At 28.5% G+C, this 21504-nt stretch carries 18 protein-coding genes; 5 read left to right on the plus strand and 13 right to left on the minus strand.

The window, feature by feature from the left end; translation table 11 throughout:
• Positions 1-3 precede the first annotated feature (3 nt).
• Positions 4-1758 (plus strand): dihydrolipoyl dehydrogenase, encoded by a 1755-nt coding sequence (gene lpdA / locus AANAER_RS06905; RefSeq protein WP_129081566.1) that lies wholly within the window; start codon positions 4-6, stop codon positions 1756-1758.
• A gap of 112 nt (positions 1759-1870) precedes the next feature.
• Here the strand turns inward: lpdA and AANAER_RS14980 are convergent, their stop codons facing one another.
• The 6 genes from AANAER_RS14980 to AANAER_RS06930 all read right to left on the minus strand — a co-directional run bounded on the left by AANAER_RS14980 (position 1871) and on the right by AANAER_RS06930 (position 6447).
• On the minus strand, positions 1871-2008 hold the full coding sequence (locus tag AANAER_RS14980) for a hypothetical protein (RefSeq protein WP_164969329.1): 138 nt from the start codon (positions 2006-2008) through the stop codon (positions 1871-1873).
• Positions 1998-2510: a hypothetical protein gene (locus tag AANAER_RS06910; RefSeq protein WP_129081567.1), complete on the minus strand. Its 513-nt coding sequence runs from the start codon at positions 2508-2510 to the stop codon at positions 1998-2000. Before AANAER_RS06910 ends, AANAER_RS14980 begins: the two co-directional genes overlap by 11 nt.
• A gap of 345 nt (positions 2511-2855) precedes the next feature.
• Entirely contained in the window at positions 2856-3476 is a 621-nt protein-coding gene (locus AANAER_RS06915) for a class I SAM-dependent DNA methyltransferase (protein ID WP_129081568.1), read from the minus strand.
• 14 nt (positions 3477-3490) lie between these two features.
• Positions 3491-4111, minus strand: coding sequence for a LysE family translocator (locus AANAER_RS06920; protein WP_164969330.1), 621 nt, complete (start codon positions 4109-4111; stop codon positions 3491-3493).
• 10 nt (positions 4112-4121) lie between these two features.
• Positions 4122-5297 carry a radical SAM protein gene (locus tag AANAER_RS06925; RefSeq protein ID WP_129081570.1) on the minus strand — a complete coding sequence of 392 codons (1176 nt, stop codon included), beginning with the start codon at positions 5295-5297 and terminating at the stop codon, positions 4122-4124.
• Between the two features lie 10 nt (positions 5298-5307).
• Positions 5308-6447 (minus strand): MalY/PatB family protein, encoded by a 1140-nt coding sequence (locus tag AANAER_RS06930; protein WP_129081571.1) that lies wholly within the window; start codon positions 6445-6447, stop codon positions 5308-5310.
• A 161-nt stretch (positions 6448-6608) separates the two neighbouring features.
• Between AANAER_RS06930 and AANAER_RS06935 the strand changes: the two genes are divergently transcribed.
• Positions 6609-7271 (plus strand): response regulator transcription factor, encoded by a 663-nt coding sequence (locus tag AANAER_RS06935; protein ID WP_129081572.1) that lies wholly within the window; start codon positions 6609-6611, stop codon positions 7269-7271.
• 335 nt (positions 7272-7606) lie between these two features.
• The gene (locus tag AANAER_RS06940; RefSeq protein ID WP_129081573.1) at positions 7607-8356 is read left to right on the plus strand and encodes a CHAD domain-containing protein; all 750 of its coding nucleotides are present in this window, start codon (positions 7607-7609) and stop codon (positions 8354-8356) included.
• A 7-nt stretch (positions 8357-8363) separates the two neighbouring features.
• On the opposite strand, the gene AANAER_RS06945 is transcribed toward AANAER_RS06940, so the two are convergent.
• Positions 8364-9119 carry an acyl-[acyl-carrier-protein] thioesterase gene (locus tag AANAER_RS06945; RefSeq protein WP_129081574.1) on the minus strand — a complete coding sequence of 252 codons (756 nt, stop codon included), beginning with the start codon at positions 9117-9119 and terminating at the stop codon, positions 8364-8366.
• A 159-nt stretch (positions 9120-9278) separates the two neighbouring features.
• Here AANAER_RS06945 and AANAER_RS06950 point away from each other — a divergent pair, with 159 nt between their 5' ends.
• Complete coding sequence (locus AANAER_RS06950) at positions 9279-11108, plus strand: ABC-F family ATP-binding cassette domain-containing protein (protein ID WP_129081575.1); 1830 nt, start codon at positions 9279-9281, stop codon at positions 11106-11108.
• A 20-nt stretch (positions 11109-11128) separates the two neighbouring features.
• Here the strand turns inward: AANAER_RS06950 and AANAER_RS06955 are convergent, their stop codons facing one another.
• The 5 genes from AANAER_RS06955 to ccsA all read right to left on the minus strand — a co-directional run bounded on the left by AANAER_RS06955 (position 11129) and on the right by ccsA (position 19447).
• Positions 11129-11887, minus strand: a complete 759-nt coding sequence (locus AANAER_RS06955) for a hypothetical protein (RefSeq protein WP_129081576.1) — start codon at positions 11885-11887, stop codon at positions 11129-11131.
• A 36-nt stretch (positions 11888-11923) separates the two neighbouring features.
• Positions 11924-12892, minus strand: coding sequence for a GGDEF domain-containing response regulator (locus AANAER_RS06960; protein ID WP_129081577.1), 969 nt, complete (start codon positions 12890-12892; stop codon positions 11924-11926).
• Positions 12882-15734: a transporter substrate-binding domain-containing protein gene (locus AANAER_RS06965; RefSeq protein WP_129081578.1), complete on the minus strand. Its 2853-nt coding sequence runs from the start codon at positions 15732-15734 to the stop codon at positions 12882-12884. Before AANAER_RS06965 ends, AANAER_RS06960 begins: the two co-directional genes overlap by 11 nt.
• Before the next feature lie 30 nt (positions 15735-15764).
• A complete protein-coding gene (locus tag AANAER_RS06970; RefSeq protein ID WP_129081579.1) occupies positions 15765-16499 on the minus strand; it encodes a response regulator transcription factor in 735 nt (244 codons plus the stop codon).
• Positions 16500-16642: 143 nt separating this feature from the next.
• Complete coding sequence (gene ccsA / locus AANAER_RS06975) at positions 16643-19447, minus strand: cytochrome c biogenesis protein CcsA (RefSeq protein WP_129081580.1); 2805 nt, start codon at positions 19445-19447, stop codon at positions 16643-16645.
• A gap of 162 nt (positions 19448-19609) precedes the next feature.
• On the opposite strand from ccsA, the gene cmoB reads away from it, so the two are divergent.
• A complete protein-coding gene (gene cmoB, locus AANAER_RS06980) occupies positions 19610-20524 on the plus strand; it encodes a tRNA 5-methoxyuridine(34)/uridine 5-oxyacetic acid(34) synthase CmoB (RefSeq protein ID WP_129081581.1) in 915 nt (304 codons plus the stop codon).
• Between the two features lies 1 nt (position 20525).
• Here cmoB and AANAER_RS06985 read toward each other — a convergent pair whose 3' ends face one another.
• Complete coding sequence (locus AANAER_RS06985; protein ID WP_129081582.1) at positions 20526-21500, minus strand: GGDEF domain-containing protein; 975 nt, start codon at positions 21498-21500, stop codon at positions 20526-20528.
• Positions 21501-21504: the final 4 nt, after the last annotated feature.

Here is a 21504-nt window from a genome sequence, read left to right on the forward strand (position 1 = left end):
AGAATGGGAAAAATTGTAGATATTGTTATTCCTGATTTAGGCGCAGACAAAGATGTAGATTTGATTGATATTATGGTTTCTGTAGGTGACAAAGTTGAAGAAGAAGACGGACTTATCACCCTTGAAACAGAAAAAGCATCTATGGATGTACCCACAACACACGGAGGAATTATAAAAGAGATTCTTGTAAAAGTGGGAGATAAAGTAAATTCGGGTGATTTAATAGCACGTGTTGAAGTTGAAGAGGAAACTACAGCTGCTTCTTCTAAAACAGAAGAGACAAAAGCAGCACCCGTAAAACCTACTCCTACTTCAAAAGAGGTAAGCGGTGCAGGTGAAGTTAAAGGTCATGTTTTAGTTATTGGAGCAGGACCTGGCGGTTATTCTGCTGCTTTTAGATGTGCTGATTTAGGTATGGATACAGTCTTAGTTGAAAGACACGATACTTTAGGCGGTGTTTGTTTAAATGTTGGATGTATTCCATCAAAAGCTCTCTTACACGTTGCAAAAGTTATTGAAGAGGCTGAACATATCAGTCATGCAGGTATTAAATTTACTAAACCTGAGATTGATTTACCCGGAGTTGCAGCATATAAAAGCGGTGTTGTAAAAAGACTTACAGATGGACTTTCGGCAATGGCTAAAATGAGAAATATAAAAGTTATCCAAGGTACGGCAAGTTTTATTGATGAAAACTCTGTTATCGTTAATCATACAAAAGATGACGGAAAAACAGTAGTTAAATTTGATAATTGTATTATTGCAGCAGGATCTCAGAGTTCTAAAATGTCATTTATCCCGCATGAAGATCCTAGAATTTGGGATTCTACAAATGCCTTAGAAGTAAAAGAAGTTCCTAAGAAAATGCTTATTATGGGCGGCGGTATTATCGGACTTGAAATGGGTACGGTTTATCAAAAATTAGGTTCTGAGGTTGATGTAGTTATAAGAGGACCTCAAGTTATGACTGGAACGGATAAAGATATCGTTAAAGTATATACAAAAGCAAATGAACAGAGATTTAACTTTATGTTTAAAACTCAAACTCAGGCTATTATCCCTAAAGAAGAAGGTATTTATGTAGAGTTTAAAGGTGATAATGCCCCTGAACCAAAAACTTATGATGCAGTTTTAGTTGCTATGGGAAGAAGTGCAAACGGACTCAAAATAGGTCTTGAAAATACAAAAGTGGAAGTTGATGAAAAAGGTTTAATCAAAGTTGATAAACAAATGAGAACAACAGTTCCTCATATCTTTGCAATCGGAGATATAGTAGGACAGCCGATGCTTGCACATAAAGCAGTACATGAAGGTCATGTAGCAGCCGAAGTTATAGCAGGGCATAAAGTATTTTTTGAGCCAAAACAAATCCCTGGAATAGCTTATACTTTCCCTGAGATTGCAACAGCTGGAATGAGTGAAATTCAAGCAAAAGAAGCAGGAATCAACTATGAAGTAGCATCATTTCCATGGACAGCTTCAGGACGTGCTATCGCCTCAGATGTATCAGGTGCAGGTATGACAAAACTTATCTTTGATAAAGATACAGATCAACTAATAGGTGGAGCAATCGTAGGAGATAATGCAGGAGAACTACTAGGAGAAATCTCACTAGCTCTTGAAATGGATTGTGATGCGGAAGATATAGGATTAACAATCCACGCTCACCCTACATTACATGAGTCTGTAGGAATGTGTGCGGAGATATTCCATGGGAGTATAACTGATTTGCCTAATGGGAAGGCTGTGAAGAAATAGTTTTTAAAACTATTTTGAAATAAGTGAACCCATTTTCTCTTTTAGAAGATGGGTAACGTTTAAAATGAGCCAATAAATTGCCGCAGAGTAATTTATTGGCTCCACTGATTTGTTAGCTATCTTTTTCAGATTTTGGTGGTTTTACTTTTGGCATTTTCGGAGGGTTTGTGGCTGGTTTTAGACCTCTTTCCTCTACTAATGGTTGTGGACGTTGACTTCCACTCGACGGTTTTTTTTGATCACTTGACATCTTTGTCTCCTTCTGTAAGATAAAAATTGCTGAAATATTCATTAGCAGATTTTTCTGCCTTCTTATGCATTGAACTATTTGTAGGTATTGTAGTAAAAATATTCTTTTTTAATGATTTTTGTTTTGCAGCTCTAATCTCAAATCTAGCTTTATGAATTTCTGATGCAGTTAATTTTCCACCTGCAATGGCATGCCATTTAAATTCAGCTTGTATCATCAATTCTTCTAATTCATGCAAAAGAGAAGTATAAGCTTTAATTCTATTTTTATAAGGAAGATATGACTTTATCGCAGATACCACTTGAGATGATGCAATTATTCCTGCCCATAGCCATGATAAATGAGTCCAAATTACCCAAGCTCCTATACTTGAACTTGAAGCAATTGCTAATAAAATCTTTAAGCCTCGATCAATGTTTTCAGATTTCTCTAACTGTAGCTCAATAAAATTAATATGTGTTTTTAATTGGTAAATTTCTTTCCAATATTGCTCTTGTACCATTTAGAGTTTTCCCTTTATTGTTAGATAAGTAATTATTAATGATACATTATATATAAATAATATATAAAAACATCTAATATCATTACATTTATAATGTTAAGATATTAAATTAATTAAAGCTTTAAATAGGCTAGTCTTAATAATATATAAAATAAAATATCCAAATATGAAATATATTATGTTGTGTTATGTTATTGGAAAAATTGATTTTTTAGATATTTAGGTTTTAAATAAATTTTTATTGTATGTTTTTATTCCCATCGACTTTCTTTTATGAATAAGACATACCATAATTATTAAAATCAAATCACTAATAACCTTTTTGGGTTAAAAATCTATTATATATTATGGTTTTTTCCCTATCAGTAGAAAAATTGGATATTGATATTGACCATATGGCTTTTCTGCAATGCTTACTGTTTTAATTGATAAATCTATAAATCCTGCGTTTTCTGCATATTTTAAGAATATATTTTTATCAAAACCAAAATGATACACACCAGTATCTTCTGTATGGAAACTTCCATCTTCTGTTTCTAAATCAGCTAGAGCTAATATTCCACCATTTTTTAAACTTTCATAAAATTCATTGAATAATAGCTCAATATCTTTTACATGATGAATTGTCATTGAAGAAATAATTCCATCAAGAGATTCTAAAAGATGTTTTTCTTTTGTAATGTTGTCAGAAAGAATATCTATTTCACAAGAAAACTTATTATTATCAATTTTCTCTTTTAATTTTTGATTCATTGCATTTGATATATCATTTGCTATAATTTTATTAACATGATTAGAAATATACTCTGTTAATAATCCTGTACCTGAACCAAAATCAAGAATAGTATCACTTTTCTTTAGAAGTCTTTTTTCTAAAATACTTTCAGCAATATTTTTTACATTGTCAACTCGTTTATTGTCTGTCTCATATATTTTTGATTTTTCATTAAAATAATCATCTTTCATTTATTCTCCTGTTGTTAAAATAAAAGTAATGCAATTCCCATTAATACAAATAACACCCCTGAAATTCTATAAAAAAGTTTTAAAGCTTCCTCTTTTAGAAACCATTTTCTTGCAGTTTTTGATAAAAAACCATATGTCATTAAAGAACATAAGGAGATAGTCATAAAACTAAATGTCATTATAAAAAATTGAGTTTCTATATCCTTATGTTTATCAAGGAATAATGGAAAAATAGCACTAAAAAAAAGTATAGGCTTAGGATTTGTTATAGCAATAAGAAAGCCCTTTTTAAATACATTAAATTTGTTATAATAGTTATTTAACGTATCATTTTCTAAAATAAATTTAGTTTTTTTATTTAAAATTTGTTTTATTCCTAAATAAATCAAATAAAATGCTCCTATAATTTTCATTACAATTAAGAAATTGCCAGATATGAGTAGAATGGAACTAATTCCTATCATCGCTATAGCTGATAAAATAAATAATCCTAATATATTAGCAAGAGAAGATAAAAAGACTGCTCTTAGATCATAATATAGCCCATTGTTGATTGCTAATAAAATAGCAGCACCTGGACTAATAATGGTAAAAAAAGATATAGATAAATAGGCTAAATATAAATTTGTATTCATTATTTTCCTTTTAATATATTTTATTTGAAATTGCTTGTTCAAGTTCTTTAGAAAAACAGCCATTAACAAAAGTTTTGTTAACTCTTTTTTCTTGAAGTTTGTTTATTGCAAGTTTATCAAAATCTATTTTATAATTATATTTATTGTTCTCTTCACATCTATAGAGATAGCCCAGTTTAGGTTCAAATGTGTTTACACAGCCAACGACAGTACCTATTATATCACCATTTTTTGTCTCTATTATTTCCTCATTTGGAATTATCGCAAAAAGTTGTAATCCAGCTTTACAATGCTCTATATTGGGTGGATAATTCATTACTTCAACATTATGGGTACCAAAGTCTTGACTTATTCCTAATTGAAATTTCAAATCAATATTCTTATGAATATGAGAAAAATCATCATATATTCTTTCAATTTCTTTTTTCTCAAGTACAAGGTTAGGATAATTATTCCCGTGATCATAGAAATTATTAAACCTTAAACTGTCAATTCCAATTTTATTAAAAAACTCAATATATCTCATTAAACTATCTTTCGAGTTGTTGTGTTTTCCAATAGTTATACCAATTGCAATCCTAAATTTACTAGTATTCTTTTTATTGTAATATTTAATTCTATTTATTACTCTTATAGCATCGCTACCATAAAAGACACCTTTTATTGGGTATTTCTTTTGAATATTTAAATTCTTATCTAAAACTCCGTGAAAAGTTATAGCTATTGTTCCGTAATTATATTCACTTGCAATATCCAATAAACTTTCATAATTATCAGAAAGTAGTGGTCTCCCACTTGTCCAAGCTTCACCTTTTTCCATCGTTTTTGTATTTTCTAAATTTTCATTTTCTTTAAAACTTCTATTTCTAGACTTTCCAAATATTTTCATAAATTGTCCATGATATGAGAAACTATCTGTATATCTAGGGTATACATTATAATTCTGTTTCTTCAGAGATTTATATATTTCTAACCCAAAATCTTTTGTAAATGTTTTGTTATTTACAACATCATAATTTACAAACCAACAGTGTTGGCAATTTTGTCCACAAGTATCTGCTCCCACGGTAGTATCCAAATCTAAATAAATATCTATTTCGTGAGGATTTATCTCTGAAAAACTAGTATTTAATGGGAGGTCTCCATGATAATCATAAGATAGAGGCTGATTCATTTTTGTTGTCATTTTTATCCTTTTATTTAAATTCAATTGCTATTTGTTTTAAAACTTTTATTAATTTTTTACGAGGGAGAGCTATATTCATTCTAAAGAAGCCATTCCCCTCTTTAGAGGAAAAATCGTTGCCGTTTAATAGCCTAACTTTGCAGTTATTAATTAATTTTTCTTCGATAATAGTATTGTTGAGAGAGATTTCTCTAAAATCTAACCAAATTAAATATGTCGATTCTGGAATTTTAAATGTAATTTTCGAATTGTATTTTTTCAATAACTTGTCAGTTATTACTATATTTTTATATAAATATGATTTTAGATCTTGTAGCCATTTCTTTTCTTTATATGCTTCAATAAGCATAAAATCATTAATTGCATTTACTTTATTGTATAAATTTAAGGTTAATTGTTTATTTACTTTTGATAAAAGAATTTCATTAGTACTAATAATATAAGATAAAACAAAACCTACCAAATTGAAAGATTTACTTGGAGAATTGAATGTTAGACATATATTGGAAATTTCAGAAGAAATACTTGCTATAGGGATATGTTTATTTTGTGAATATACTAAGTCAGAATGAATTTCATCTGAAAATATAAGAATGTTATTTTGTAAACAAAATTTACCTAATTTCTCCAATTCTTCATATGTCCATACTTTTCCAATTGGATTATGAGGAGAAGAGAATAACAATGCCTTTGTTTTTTTTGTAAGAGAATTTTTTAATTTTTTAAAATCAATATGATATTCTCCTTTATCTTCTTCTAAAGAATATTCCAAAACATTCCTCTGATTCCTTTCTATTAGATAATAAAATGCATGATATTCAGGAGATAATATTAATATATCATCATTTATTTCAGTTAATATTTGGATTGTAGAATTTAATGATGATAAAACAGATTGAGAAAATAAAATATATTCTCTCTGAATCTTCCAATTGTGATTTTGTTTCATCCATTCCTGAATTGAACTATAAAAATTACAATCTACATATGAATAACCCAATGTTGATTTTTTAAGTCTTTTTATCATTTTGTTAGTTAAACTACTAGAAGTTAAAAAGTCCATATCTGCAACACAGAGTGGAGTTATACCTTTAGAATTTCTATATTTGGTAGAATTAGTTTTTTCTCTATTAAATGATTGTTTTAACATTTTTTGTACCTAAAATAAAATATTTAATAATATTATATATTTTTTGTTACAATAATGTTTCATTTTTACTATATTTTAAAAAAAATATTCATATACTTTCTTTTTAAATTATATATAATTGTTTTAATTATATATTTAATCATTATATTTGTGAGTAAATTATGAAAATACTAATAGTAGAAGATGAAATATTAATTGCTTTAGAAATTAAAAAATATGTCGAAAAATTAGGATACTTAGTAACTTCTCTAGCAAAAAATTATGATGAATGTTTATCTTCCTTCAAAAATGATTTTCCTGATATCATAATTATGGATATTATTCTAAAAAATTCGATTTCAGGAATTGAAATAGCAAAGATTATAAAGAAAATTAAAAATATTCCAATTATATTTTTATCTGCATATAGTGATGATATTATGCTAAAAAAAGCTTCGATTATATTCCCCGAAGCCTATTTAATTAAACCTTTTAATAGAAATGACTTAAAATCTGCACTTTTTATTGCAAAAGAAAAATCAGATAATAATCATGATAAGAATAATTATGTTGATTTAAGAGAGGGATATTTTTATGATAAAGTTTTAAATCAAGTTTATTATAATGGTTTGAAAATGAAACTTTCAAAAAATGAATTACTTCTTTTGAAGATATTGATTAATGCAAAAGGAGAAATTGTTTCTTTTGAAACAATTGAAAATATAATATGGAGTGATAAAAGTGTTTCAGATAGTGCAGTTAGAACCTTACTTCATAGACTAAGAAATAGATTTAATCATAAAATTATAGAAACTATTCACACTTTTGGATGCAAATTAATATAAATAGAGACAATCTATTAATAGTTTAAAATATAATTTATTATGCTCAAACAGTTACAAAACTTTTCTGAAACAATAAATAAACATTCTACTTAAGAAATGTGGGGACAGGGTATAAGGACATTTGATTTTTTTAGTACCATTTTATTGGAATTAGTGTCGTAGTAAATTTGCATCTCTTTACAGTATAAACTTTGTTGAAGCTGGAAGCTTTGCCTTCAACAACATGTCTGGTTGCTTTTTGTCATACTTTTTTCAATAAAAAAGTATGAAAGTACATTTATAAAAACCAATTTTTCAGATAGATTTTTCTTTTTTGTTTTGATATACTTTGGATTATGAAAACAAAAGTTTTAGCTGATTATATAATTAAAGAATTAAACAAAGCCATAAATACCTTGCCTAAAATAGATAAAAATTCTGATATAGAAGTGTTGCATGAATTTAGAGTTTCTATTAGAAAAAGCAGGTCTTTGATAAAGCTTTTTTTCAAAAAAGAAAAAACTATAGAACAAGAGTTAAAAGAGATAGTAACGCAAACAAACACTCAAAGAGAGTTGGATATCTTCTTGATTTCTTTGGAAAATAAAAAGAAAAGTCAAAATCTTTACTCAAAAATAAAACTTCAAAGAGATAAAGCTTATGATAAAATTTGCAGTGAAGAATTTAGAAATAAATCTAAAAACAAACTTTTAAATATTATTCAAAAAATCTTGAATTTTGAATATTTTTATACAAATAAAAGTTTAATAAAAACAGCTCACAAACAATATAAAGAAAGCCAAAAAAGATTTAAAAGCATTGATTCGAGTTTTTCTTCCAAACAACTTCATAAAATCAGGATTGCTTTTAAACAATCCCATTATGCTTTGCAGTTTATTCAGGATTCTAAACTAAAAAATGAAAATAAAAAAATAAGAAGATGTAAAAAAATACAAAATTATTTTGGGAAAATACAGGATTTAACCAATCAATTAGATTCTTTAAAAGCTATTTATGAAAATGAAGCTAAAAATAAAAAATATTTGAAAAATATAAAAAAAAGGGAAGAAAAATTGACAAAAGCAAAAAAGAAACTTTTAAAATAAAAGGTGTCTAACATTTTTTTATTTTCTTCCAAACTGTTTTACCCGTTGCACAGACTTTATTGCTTCCTTTTATTTGAATAGTATGTATAAAAGAGTTTTCATCTACATCTTGTTTTGTTAGAGACAAAATTAAATCCCCGTAATGAGCCTCTGAAATAAAACGTCCATCAATAAAATACAAGTAATAATTATCTACTATCTCATCAGGTATAGATTCCATAAGCCATTGTAGATATCTAAGATTGTTAACATGTTTATTTGTATCTGTATCATACATATTGACTTTAAACTCTTTTTTGTATTCAACAGAATTAAGAGGTTCAATTTTATTCGTTATATCATGTTCAAGAGATACTGTTTCACAAGATGACCATTTTTTTAAGAAGTCTGGATCTATCTTTTTAGGTCTTCTTTTTTTTATATCATAATATACCCACAATCCTCTGGCTCTGCCTATTATATTATAGTTTTCATCATAAATGATATTTTCTCTAAATCCTCTGATAGCATGATATTTTGATATCCATGTTCTTATAATTATTTTTTCTTTATAAAGAGGATAACGTTCCATTTGCATTGCTCCTGAAAGTAGTACCCATCCAAGATTTTCGGACATTAAAGAAAAAAGGTCATGCCCGGCATAATAACAATGCTCAGCAGCAGTCTCTTGAAGTAGAGTTAATATAGAAATAGTTGAAGCTATACCTAATTTATTCATTTCAAAAAATCTTAATTCAAATTCTTTATCAAAATAGTTTTCCATAATAACTCCTTTAATAGGTGAATATATATTATTTAGACATAATTGTCAAATATAAAATAAAAAGGCTTTTGAAAAGTAACAATAAACTATTTTATAACCCACATTATCATATAATCCCATATTTAAAAAACAAATTAATTTATAAAAATAAAGAGCATTATGATACAACTAAAGAACCTTTCAAAACATTTTGGAGAAAAAACACTATTTACAAATCTAAACTTTATATTAGGGCAGGGACAAAGAGTAGGGCTGGTAGGAAGGAACGGTACCGGGAAATCTACGCTTTTTAAACTTATATTAGGTGAAGAATCAGTAGATGACGGGGAGATTTTGATTCCTAAAGGGTATAAGATTGGAGCATTAAAACAGCATTTGGTATTTACTGAAAAAACATTAAGAGATGAGACGGCATTGGCTTTAAGTGAAGATGATAAATACTCTATTTATAAAGTCGAAAAAATCCTTTTTGGTCTTGGCTTTAGTCAAGAGGATTTGGAAAAAGATCCTTTATCTTTTTCAGGCGGTTATCAAATTCGTATAAATCTAGCTAAACTTTTAATAACAGAGCCAAATCTTTTACTTCTTGATGAACCGACAAACTATTTGGATATTTTGTCTTTAAGATGGCTGAAAAGCTTTTTAAAAAGCTTTGACGGAGAAGTAATACTTATTACCCATGATAGAGATTTTATGGATAATGTCTGTACTCACACTATGGGAATCGTAAGAAAAAGTTTATCTATATTAGAAGGAAATACTCATAAGTTTTATGCACAGCTTGAAGCAAATGATGAACATTATGAAAAACAAAAAGAGGCGCAAGATAAAAAAAGAAAAGAGTTAGAGGATTTTATTGCTAAAAACAAAGCCAGAGCCTCAACTGCTGCGCAAGCTCAATCAAAAGTAAAACTTCTTGAAAAAATGGATGAGATGAGCTCTCAAGTTGATGAATCAAACTTAGATTTTGATTTTAACTATAAAGATACTCCTGCAAAAGTTTTATTAGATGTAAAAGATTTGTCTTTTGGATATACAAAAGATAATATTCTTTTTAAAGATATCTCTTTTTCTCTTAAAAAAGGTGAAACTTTGGGGATTATAGGTAAAAATGGTAAAGGGAAATCAACTTTATTAAATACAATAGCAAAAGAGTTGACTGCTTTAAGTGGAACTATAGATTATCAGGTAAGTACAACTTTCGGGCATTTTGGGCAAACAAATATAGCTCATTTAAATCCAAATAATACAATTATGGATGAAATCTATGTTGCAAATTCAAAACTGCCTGAATCTACTGTTCGAGGAATCTGCGGTTCAATGATGTTTAGCGGTGATGATGTTAAGAAAAAGATATCATTGCTCTCAGGTGGAGAAAAGAGCAGGGTGATGTTAGGGCAGATATTGGCAAAAGACGTAAATCTTCTCTTTTTGGATGAACCTACAAACCATCTTGATATGCAATCTATTGATTCTTTAACAAAAGCTATTAAAAATTTTAAAGGCTCTTCTATCATAGTAACCCACAGCGAAAAACTTCTAAGAGAAGTTTGCGATAGACTAATTGTATTTTCTAAAAACGGTGCCTCATATTTTGACGGAACTTATGATGAATTTTTAGAAAAAATCGGTTGGGATGAAGAAGAGACAGAAGAAAAAGTAAAAAAAACTCCTAAAGTAAATAAAAAAGAGAATAAGAAGTTAAGAGCTTCAATAATTCAAGAAAAAAATAAACAAACTTCTCCTTTGAAAAAAACAGTTGAAAAACTGGAAACCTCAATTATTGAGATAGAAGATCTATTAGAAGCAGAGCAGTCGGAACTTATCCAAGCTTCAAATCAAGGCGACAACAGTAAGATTATAGAGTTATCTCAAAAAATTTCAAAATATGAAAAAGAGATTGAGCAGAAGTTTGAACTATTGGAAGAAAACCAGTTAAAATTAGATGAAATTATTGCTCAATATGATAAAAAACTAGAAGAGTTATAACAGGGTAGGTAGATTTTTATCTACCACACTTTGTTAAAATCTTTGTTTTTATAAATATCTTTTGATAGTTTTACTAAACCTGTTTTATTTAATACGGCAGTTACTTTTTTTGGCCAGCTTTTTCTATAGTTAAAAGAGTTTTTCTTTCCTCCTATGCTATTTATAAACTCTACATTTAACTCTTTTGAAAAAAGAATCTCTTTCCCGTGTTGTTTTACTCTTTTGTTTATTAAGGCTCTTGCTTCTTTAAATACTTTAAACTTATTATTTAGACTTATCCATTTTGAACAAAAGTCTTCTATGTTTTTAAGATTTGCCTCTTTTCTTCTTTTTTTATAGAAATCGAAATAATCCAAATCTTTTGTAGTACCTGAAATATTCTGCGGTCTGTAATCTTTTTTCAAACTTTTGGGTCTTTGTTTCCAAACAAGGTCACTTTTTTTGTACTTTTTTATCTCTTCTTTATTATATAAAACTTTGTAAGGATTTTTTATATTTGGAAGATAAACCGAAGGAAGTGCTTTTTCATCTTTATTTGCTCCCAGACTTAGAATATTTCCGGTTATTAAAGCAACATATCCTCTTCCGTATCCTGACTCAACACTTGCTATTGCAAGTATGGCTGCAGGAGGAAGGTTATACTTTAAAGCTATATCCACGGTCTCTTTAATCAAAGGTTTGTAAAAGTTTTCTACATGATTATATTTACGATAAGAGAAATTCTTGTCATAAGCAAACAAGAAATTCAGAAGTGTTAATAAAATAAAAAAAATTCTCATGGTGTATTTTAACATATTTTTACAAAGAAGTTAAGTTTAAACTATAACTCTGTTTTTCCCGTTATCTTTAGCTATATAAAGATTTGAATCTGCTTTTTCCAATAGTTTTGAAACACTGTCTCCTTTTTCATATGAGGCAATGCCGAAACTTGCGGTTAGTTTATGTACTTTGTTGAATTTATACTCTTCTAGGGATATTCTGATTTTTTCTGCTAGATTGAAACTTTGTTGCAGATTTTTATTATTGCAGATAATAATAAACTCTTCTCCTCCCCATCTTCCGAATATTTCATTTGTTATATGTTTTTTTATTATATGAGAAAAAGTAATTAATACTTCATCTCCTGTTATATGACCGAAGTTATCGTTAATCTGTTTAAAATCATCTATATCTATAAAAATAACAGATAACTCTTTTTGTGAAAAGCTTTCAAGATTTTGAAAACTTTCAAAAAGTTTATTGTCAATATATCTTCTGTTGTAAATTGAGGTCAATTTATCGGTAATTGCCATTTTATTTAAGATTGTATTATTATCTTTTATCTCTTTAAATTTTTTCTCCATCTCCATAAATTTTTTTTGTTTTTTTATTTTTCTAATAACTGAGCATAAAGAGTCCAATAAAACAGTATGGTCAATAGGTTTTTGAACAAATTTATATATTCCTATATCTATAAGTTCAATAAGTTTTTCAGATTCTGTGTGTGCAGACATTATAAGAATAAGTTGATTTGGATTTTTTTCTATCATTTTTTTAGATAATTCTATGCCGCTTAATCTTGGCATACTAATATCGGTAATCACCAAATCGTAAAAACTATCTGTTTTGATTTTAAAATTTTCATACATTTCAAAAGCGTGGATGCCGTCTTCACTTTCATCGATACTATAAAAAAAATTTTTAAGCAGTTTTTTTAGTTGAAGTCTGACTTCTTGATTATCTTCGACAAAAAGAACTTTTAAATCTTTTCCAAACTCCATCATCTCTTTTATATCATGTGACATCAGAGTTCTCCTCTTCTTTTAAGATAGGCAACTCAATTGAAAAAATTGCGCCTTCGTCACCGTTTTTTACTTTTAGATTTCCTTCGCAGTGTTCATTTATAATTATTTTACTCATATAAAGACCAAGCCCGGTTCCGTCCCTTTTATTTTTGGTAGAGAAATAGGGATCAAAAATTTTATCAAGTATTGCTTCTTTTATTCCTCCTCCGTTATCGGAAATATTTATTATTATAAAATTACCGTTTTCCTGTTTTGTACTTATAGATATTTTTCTATTTGATACTCTTCTTTCCGTTAGAGCATCTTCTGCATTTTTAAGTATATTTAAAATAACTTGTTGAAGTTCTCCCGGATAAGTAAAGAGTTTGCATTTTGAATCAATATTCTTAATAACTATTATTGATCTTGCATCCAATGATGTTTTTATCATAGAAAGAGATTTTTCTATAATATCTTTTAATTCAAATACAATTTTTTCTTTATCAGATTTAAAAAAGTTTCTAAAATCATCAATCGTAGAAGAGAGATATTGAGAATAGTCCGTTATTAGTTTTAACTCTTTATCAAAATACTCTTTATCTACTTTTTCATCTATAATCATTTTTAAAATAAGATTATTTGTAGTAGCTGAAATAGCTGAGAGAGGCTGTCTCCATTGATGGGCAATCATAGAGATCATTTCACCCATTTGTGCCAGTCTGCTTTGTTGTATTAATTGTTGAGTATTGATTTCATTTTTCTTAATCTCTTTTTTAATTCTTTTTTCAAGATTAATATTCAAATCTTCAAGCTCTTGTTCTAAAAGTTTTCTTTTTGTAATATCCCTGATTACGGCATGGATTACTTTTTTGTTTTCAATCTCTATTGCAGTAAAAACTATCTCTACCCAGATATTTTCCATATCTTTATTTGTAAGTATCCATTCAAAATTTGTTACGCCTTTTTTAAGAGTTCTTTTTAAGTAATCTTTTGCCTCTTGGGCAGATAACTCTCCTGAGGGTTGATTTCTAGGAGAAATATCAGTTATTGTTTTATTTAAAAGTTCCTCTTTTTTATATTTTAAAATTTTTAACATAGCTTCATTGCAGCTGTAAAATTTCCCTTCGGAGATAAGTATTACTCCGTCTGCTGCTTTATTATACAAGGTTTCAAATAGAAGCTTTTGTTTTGCAAGTTCTATGGTCTTTTTTTCTATCTCTTCATTTGCAAGGGTAAGTTCTTTGTTTAGTTTATTTAATAAATAGTGTCTATATGCAAAAATTGAAGATAAAAGTATTAAAATAATTGCTATTTCCCAAAAATATGTAAAATCGAAAATTGTTTCAAAAGAGATTGTAGTCCATTTGTTAAGAATCTCTCTGTATTGACTTTTAGGAATCATACTAAGAGATTTATTTAAAATATGAAGCAGTTTTTCATTGTTTTTGTTTATTGCCATATTTATACTGTAAGACATGCCCGTATATCTTGAAATATACAAATTTTTCATTGAATATTTGGATATATAATATGAAGCAATAGGTAGAGCTTCCAAGGCAAAATAAGCTTCACCTAAACTGACTGCTTCCAAAGACTTTCTGTGTGATTTTGTTTTTAGAATTTTTATACCGGGATTTATTGCTTTTAAAAGAGGAATAAAATCGGAATTTTCTTCAATAGCTATTTTTTTGTTTAAAATATCTTTTAGACTGGATACTACAGGTTTGTTTTTTTGAGTGATTATTGCTAATTTGTAATTTAAAAATATTTTTGTAGTATTGGCAAAATCAATTACCTCATTTCCGTTTGCAACTGTAGATATAAAATCGCATCTTCCTCTTTTTAAAAAAAGTTTTGCTTCATCCCAAGAGTTAGTTTCAACAAAATCAAATCTCATATCAGTAAAGTCCGAAATCTGATTTAAAATATCAATCACGATTCCTTTATATAAACCGTTTTCTTTAAACTCAATAGGTCTTATATCTTTTCTTGTACATACTCTGAAAACTTTTCTTTTTGAGATATAATTGATTTCATCTTTGGTTAAAAAGTTTTTTATGGTTATTGGTTCATGCTCTTTTGTTCCAAACCATTTTTTCTTTAAATCCAGCATTTCAGAGTCACTTACGCTTCTTTGTGCTTTTTTTATAATCTCTTTTAAAAGTGAATTTTTTTTGTTTACTCCGATTCTAATAAGACTTACCATTCTGTTATCATCAACATAGTTTGTAGGAATAATATTTGAAATCTCATTTTTTGAAATTATATAATCAAAGACATTTTTTTTGCCTATTATGGCATCTCCTTCACCTTTGGATAGTTTTGTAATAGCTTCAAGTATATTATCTGCTAATATCTGTTTTATATTGGGATAATATTTTTTTATGGATTCTTGGACAAAAGAGCTTTTTATTAAAATTAGTGTTTTATTATTAAGATCTTCAAGTGAGTCTACTGTTTCATCGCCTTTTCTTACATAAATAGTATTTGCTTCGGTGTGGTATATTAAAGAAAAGTCTATCTCTTTTGCCCGTTGTTTAGTTTTTACTATATTTATAATTGCATCAAGCTTATCTTCTTCTAACATTTTTATAAATTGTTCCCATGTGGGACCTGTTATATATTTAATCTTTATACCAAGTTTTTTTGCCAAAAGATTCATATACTCAACGGAAAAACCTTTTGCAATGCCGTTTTGGTTGTAATTAAAAGGGGGATAGTTTAAACTGTTGTTGATCTTTAAGACAGGATGAGCTTTTAAATAGGCTTTCTCTTCTTGCGTTAAATTTATATTTATATTATCTTTTGCAGTTAGATGTAGTGTTATTATAGATAAGAAGAAGAGAATTTTTAATATTTTCATAAATTAATCTTTTGTGGTGTAATTTTAAATTTAATTTTTTTTATATTTTAATTTGTATCCATGTCCGTAGATAGATTCAAATAGATCAAAATCAAGTTTAGTTTTTAGTCTCGACATAAGATTTCTCACTCTTTTAGTATTTGAAGTTATATCTCCGAATATATATATTTCAATATCATCATAACTTTTTAAAGCAGTTTTAGTATTTGAAAAGAGTCTAAAAAGTTTTAATTCCGATTTTGTAAGTTTTACTATCTCTTCATTTTTATAAAGAGTATTTTTTTCACTATTCCAAATAAAACCGTGTTCTAAAACTAAAATATGTTCGTTTAAATAACTTAAATCCTCTTTTTCTATTAGTTTTTCCAAGGAGTTTGAAATTTGTTCGATATTATATGGTTTTAGTATATATCCTACAATACCCGCATCAATAGTTTTTAAAAAATAGTCTGTTCTACTGTGGGCAGAAAAGATTAGAATAGGTATTTTTTTATCAAATTCCCGTATTTTATTTATCATCGAAATACCGTCAATTTCAGGCATCTCTATATCTGTGATAATTAAATCAAAAGAAGTTGATTCATATTTGTTTCTCTCTTTAAAAAGAGTCAGTCCTTCATTTCCGTTTGTTCCTACTTCAATATCTTCAAAAAAAAGATTTAGCATTTTAAGAGTTTGGTTTCTTACATCGACATTATCTTCAAGATACAATACGCTTAATTTCTTTGTAATATTAATAATACTTTTTAATCTATTTTGATCCATTAGAGTTTGACCTTCTTATAGCTGGAAAATGAGTCTTGTAGTAAAGTTAAAACTAATATGTAATGTTATTAAAAAAAAGTTTTAAAGTAAGTTAACCAAGGTCAATAATGACCTAAGTTATTATTTTGCTACTTGAAGTAACACTATTTTTGGGTAAAATCTCTGTTTTTATATGCAAGAGCAATAGTAAGAAATACTAAAGCTGTAACATAATATACCCACATAGGAATCGGAACAGGATCTCCTGTTGCATATGAATGCATTCCCGAAAGATAAAAGTTTACACCGAAGTAAGTCATTAAGATAGTACTAAATGCCAACAGCGATGCCACAGAAAAAGCAAACGGGTTGTTTAGTGCTTTGATAAATCTAGTATGTACAACTATTGCATAAACTACGATTGATACATAAGCCCAAGTCTCTTTTGGATCCCATCCCCAATATCGACCCCAAGATTCATTTGCCCAAACACCTCCTAAGAAGTTTCCTATGGTAATTGCGCTAAGACCTATAATTAATGCAATTTCGTTGATTGCCGTGATATATTTGATATTTTCATCCATATGAGGTCTGTTTTTTCTAAATATAAACATAATTAAAGACATAAAACCTAAAATTGCACCAAGTCCAAAGAATCCGTATGAAGCCGTAAGAACCGAAACATGAATTGTAAGCCAATATGATTTTAAAACAGGTACCAGATTTGTGATTTGAGGATCAATACTTGTTAAGTGTGCCGTAAACATAAAGATACCGGCAACAATAACACCTGCACTTAATGCCAATAGTGATTTTCTAAAGAAAATTACCGCTGCAAATACTGCCGACCAAGAGATATAAAGTAGTGATTCATATGTATCCGACCAAGGGGCGTGACCTGAAATAATCCATCTAAATCCCATACCGAAAGTATGAAATGCAAATAAAATAGATAATAAAATAAAGAAAATGAAAGTTGCTTTTTTAGGTTTGATTTTTGGATTAAATACTATTATAAATGCCGCAATAAGCATAATCAAACCTAAAATAATATACGCAACCGTTAATTTAGGAAATAAAGATAATTTATTAAATAAAATTTCATTATCGATTTGAGATTGAGGAGGCATTACTTCTGAACCTACTTTTGTTTGGTATTTGATTATCATATCAATAAATTTATCCGATAATTCCCAATTCTCATTGATAACCGAATTTATAAAACCTCTAACCAAAGCTTCTATTGCTACTTGATTATCCCCTTTAAAACTGTTTATTGCTTCTAAAGGATTATACCATCTGTTATTATCATCCGCATTTTGTTGAGGAAAGATTCTAAAAAGATTTCCGTTATAAACTAAATAAGAGATATTTAATTTTTCATCAAGTTTGATAATTTCTCTTTCAAAAGTTCCTCTTTCATTTGGATTAGTCATTGAAGCTCTTTGTGCCTCTTGAGCCAATTTATATCTTCCTTCTTTATCGAATACTTCGGCAAATGCCAAATATTTTCTTGATGGGTCAATACCTAAAACTTTTTTTAATTTCGGAGTTTTTATTTTTATAATTCTAACATTTCTCCAAATTTCAGGACGGGTAAGCATACCTAAAACAATTTGATCCGAGTTCATTCCAAACATTGAACTTTTACCGCTAAGTTTGTTTACGATTTCATGATCTAAAGTGTTTAAAGGTTTCATTCTTCCGCCGTGGCTTTGAACTACGATTTTTGAAAAATTTTCGGCAGTCTGTTTTGAAGTTTTTTGGAAGTTTTCCAAATATGCAGTCATATCGTGTTTTGCTTTTTCTAAATCCAACCCGTGAGTATTTGTAGTATCTGCTGCTTGTAAATTGTTTGGAGTACAGGCAAATAACATAGCTGCAACAAAAGCAACCGCTGCATTTCTTGTACTTACATATTTAGTAACTTTCCAGAATCTTGATTTTTTATCAAAAAGATTCCAAATAAGACCTAACGTTAATAAAAAATATCCTAAATAAGTAGGCCATTTCCCAGGGTCGTTATTTACTGACAATATGGTTCCTTTTTCATCTTGGTCATATGAACTTTGGAAAAATAAAAAGTTTCCTTCATGTAAAGTTCTATTCATAAAAATTCTATAATCATAACTTTTCCCGTCTTCTTCTATAACCGTAACTTCTGAAGCATATGAAGACGGTGCCATACTTCCGGGATATCTATCAAGCTGGAAATCTCTTAATTTCATAGAAAATGGAAGAGTTAATCTTTTTGAACCGTACTCCAAAGTTACAACTGTATCTCCGAAATCTTCGATTTTAGGAATACCGTTTTGTCCTCTTTTCCCTGGCAATCTTACAGTTTTTGTTTCTCCGTTTAGTGTTAAATCAAGAGTTAAAATTCCCATTTCAGCACTACCTTTTTTACTAACTAGGTAATCTGCATATTTTACGTTAAGTGTTTTATCTGAAAATTTTATATTATGATCAAATCTGTTATGTATCTCTCCTAAAACTTCAACAATACCTCTTGAAGCCTCTTCTTGCATACCTTTTCTTAAAGAAGAAGCTGCAAATTCCATAGGATACTCTTTATAAAAAGTACCATCTTTTTGTTGTATCTTAATTTGTAAATACGGTTCCAAAGATATCATTGTATTTACGGTATCGCCTTCTCTAATATGAATAATTCCTTCATATCCTATATATCTAGTAGCCCCGGCTCCTAATAATATAACGACAAAAGAGAGGTGGAAAATAAATCTTGGGGGGTGTTTCCACATTTTAAATCTAATAATTATTCCAATTAGATTGATTGTTGTTAAAACTAAAGCTGTTTCGTACCAGATATTGTTATAAACCAGTACTCTTGCAGTAGACGTTCCATAATCATTCTCAATAAAAGTAGCAACCCCTGCACCTATGGCTAATATTGCCAATAGAGTAAGTGTTGTTTTAAAGGAGAATAAGAATTGCGAAAATTTCTTCAATATAAATCCTTTTTATACTATAATAATAAATTATACATTTGTAACATGAAATTTACGTGTAGTCATATAAATTTCAAAAAAATCTCGAGATTATAACAAAAAAGAGTTTCTTTACTCCTTGATTGTAATCATCTATTTAATAAATTAAGAATATAATTGCGTATGGATTTAGAAAAATTAAAACAGAAAAAAAATGAGTGTAGAAGTTGGAAAAACGTGTTACCTTGGTACAACCAGCTTTTAAAAGTTTTTAAAATCGAAAAAGAGAATTTGGAAGTCTCTTACGGTGATTGGTTCAGTATAGGAAAAAGAGAAGACTTAAGTGAAGAAGAGTTTGCTTTAGTAGAAGAGACGGCAAAAAAACTTATACCTTGGAGAAAAGGTCCTTTTAAAATTTTCGGACTTGAAATTGACAGTGAATGGCAAAGTAATATAAAATATAATTTAATCAGACCGTATTTTAATCTAAAAGATAAAGTAGTTGCGGATATTGGGTGTAATAACGGTTATTATATGTTTAGAATGTTAGAAGACAAACCTAAAAGATTAGTAGGATTTGATCCTTCTGCTTTGACTTTACACCAATTTGAATTTGTAAATCATTTTGTAAAATCTGATATTATTTACGAAATGTTAGGAGTTGAACATTTAGAGTATTACAATCATAAGTTTGACTTTATCTTTATGTTAGGAGTTCTATATCATAGAGCAGATCCTGTCGGAACATTAAAATCCCTGGCAAAAGGATTAAACAGCAAAGGTGAAATTATAATAGATACTTTTATGATAGATGGAGAGCAGGAAATTTGTCTGACTCCAAACAAAAGATACTCTAAAATTCCTAATATCTATTTTATTCCCACAATTCCTGCACTTAAAAATTGGTTAAGCAGAGCAGGCTTTGAAGACATTGAAGTAATTGCCACGACTACAACAACAAGTGAGGAGCAAAGAAAAACAGCTTGGTCTTTTGAACAAAGTTTGGAAGATTTTTTAGACCCTAATGATAAAAATAAAACTGTAGAGGGCTATCCTGCGCCTAAAAGAGTATATATGAAAGCAAAGAAAATACAATAACTTAAAAAAGTTCTATTGTATCTTCAACCTTTAAATCTTTATAGTTAAAAAGTTGGCTTCTTCCTCTGTTTTTTGCTTCATAAAGGGCAATATCCGCATTTTTTATCGTTTTGTCGATTGAATCGTTTTTGTCATGGGTATCAAAAACGTCAATCCCCACACAAACGGTTTTTTTCAAGGTTTGTCCGTCTTCACTTACTATTACTTCAACTTTACTGAAATCATCTATTATATTTTGGGCAATTTTTCTAATCTCTTCTTCACTGTTTGAACTTAACATGGAAATTAGAAACTCATCTCCGCTTAATCTTGCAACCATATCAAACTCGGATATATTTGTATGAATGATTTTTGCAAGTTCAATTAAGACTTGATCTGCAATATCATGGTCAAACTCGTCAATTACTGCTTTAAAATGGTCGATTCCTATCATTAGAAAATATACGCTGTTATACTCTTTTTTTGACAAGTTCATTTGTTTGTTTAGGTTTTCTATTAAATAGTGTCTGTTATAAACTTTTGTTACAGAGTCTAAAGATAGAGTTTCAATAAAATTTTTCTTTATTATACCGTTTTGAAGTATCGGTGAAATTTGAAAAAGGGCTGCTTCAATTATATTATATTGTTTTGAAATCTCTTCATGTTGTTCTTTTGAATTTGCACAAAAAGAGACTATAGCATTAAGAGCTGTATGCGTATTTATAATAAAAAAGAAAGACATATCATCATCTAAATAGAATTCATCTCCTTCTACAAATATATTCTCCCTATTATTTCTTTCTATATCAAAAAGTGCAAAAGTTACATTGTCAATATTAAAGTTTGTATGCAGCCAAACATATATATCTTCTGCCATCTGTTTTATATTAGAAGAGTATTGAAGTTGATCGTAAAGCTGGTAAATTTTTTCTAAAGCTTTATAGGCTTCTTCATCATGTGAAGATTTTTTAACCAGTTCTAAAATGCTATTTTTCATATTC

The organism is Halarcobacter anaerophilus (assembly GCF_006459125.1).
Classification (GTDB): domain Bacteria; phylum Campylobacterota; class Campylobacteria; order Campylobacterales; family Arcobacteraceae; genus Halarcobacter; species Halarcobacter anaerophilus.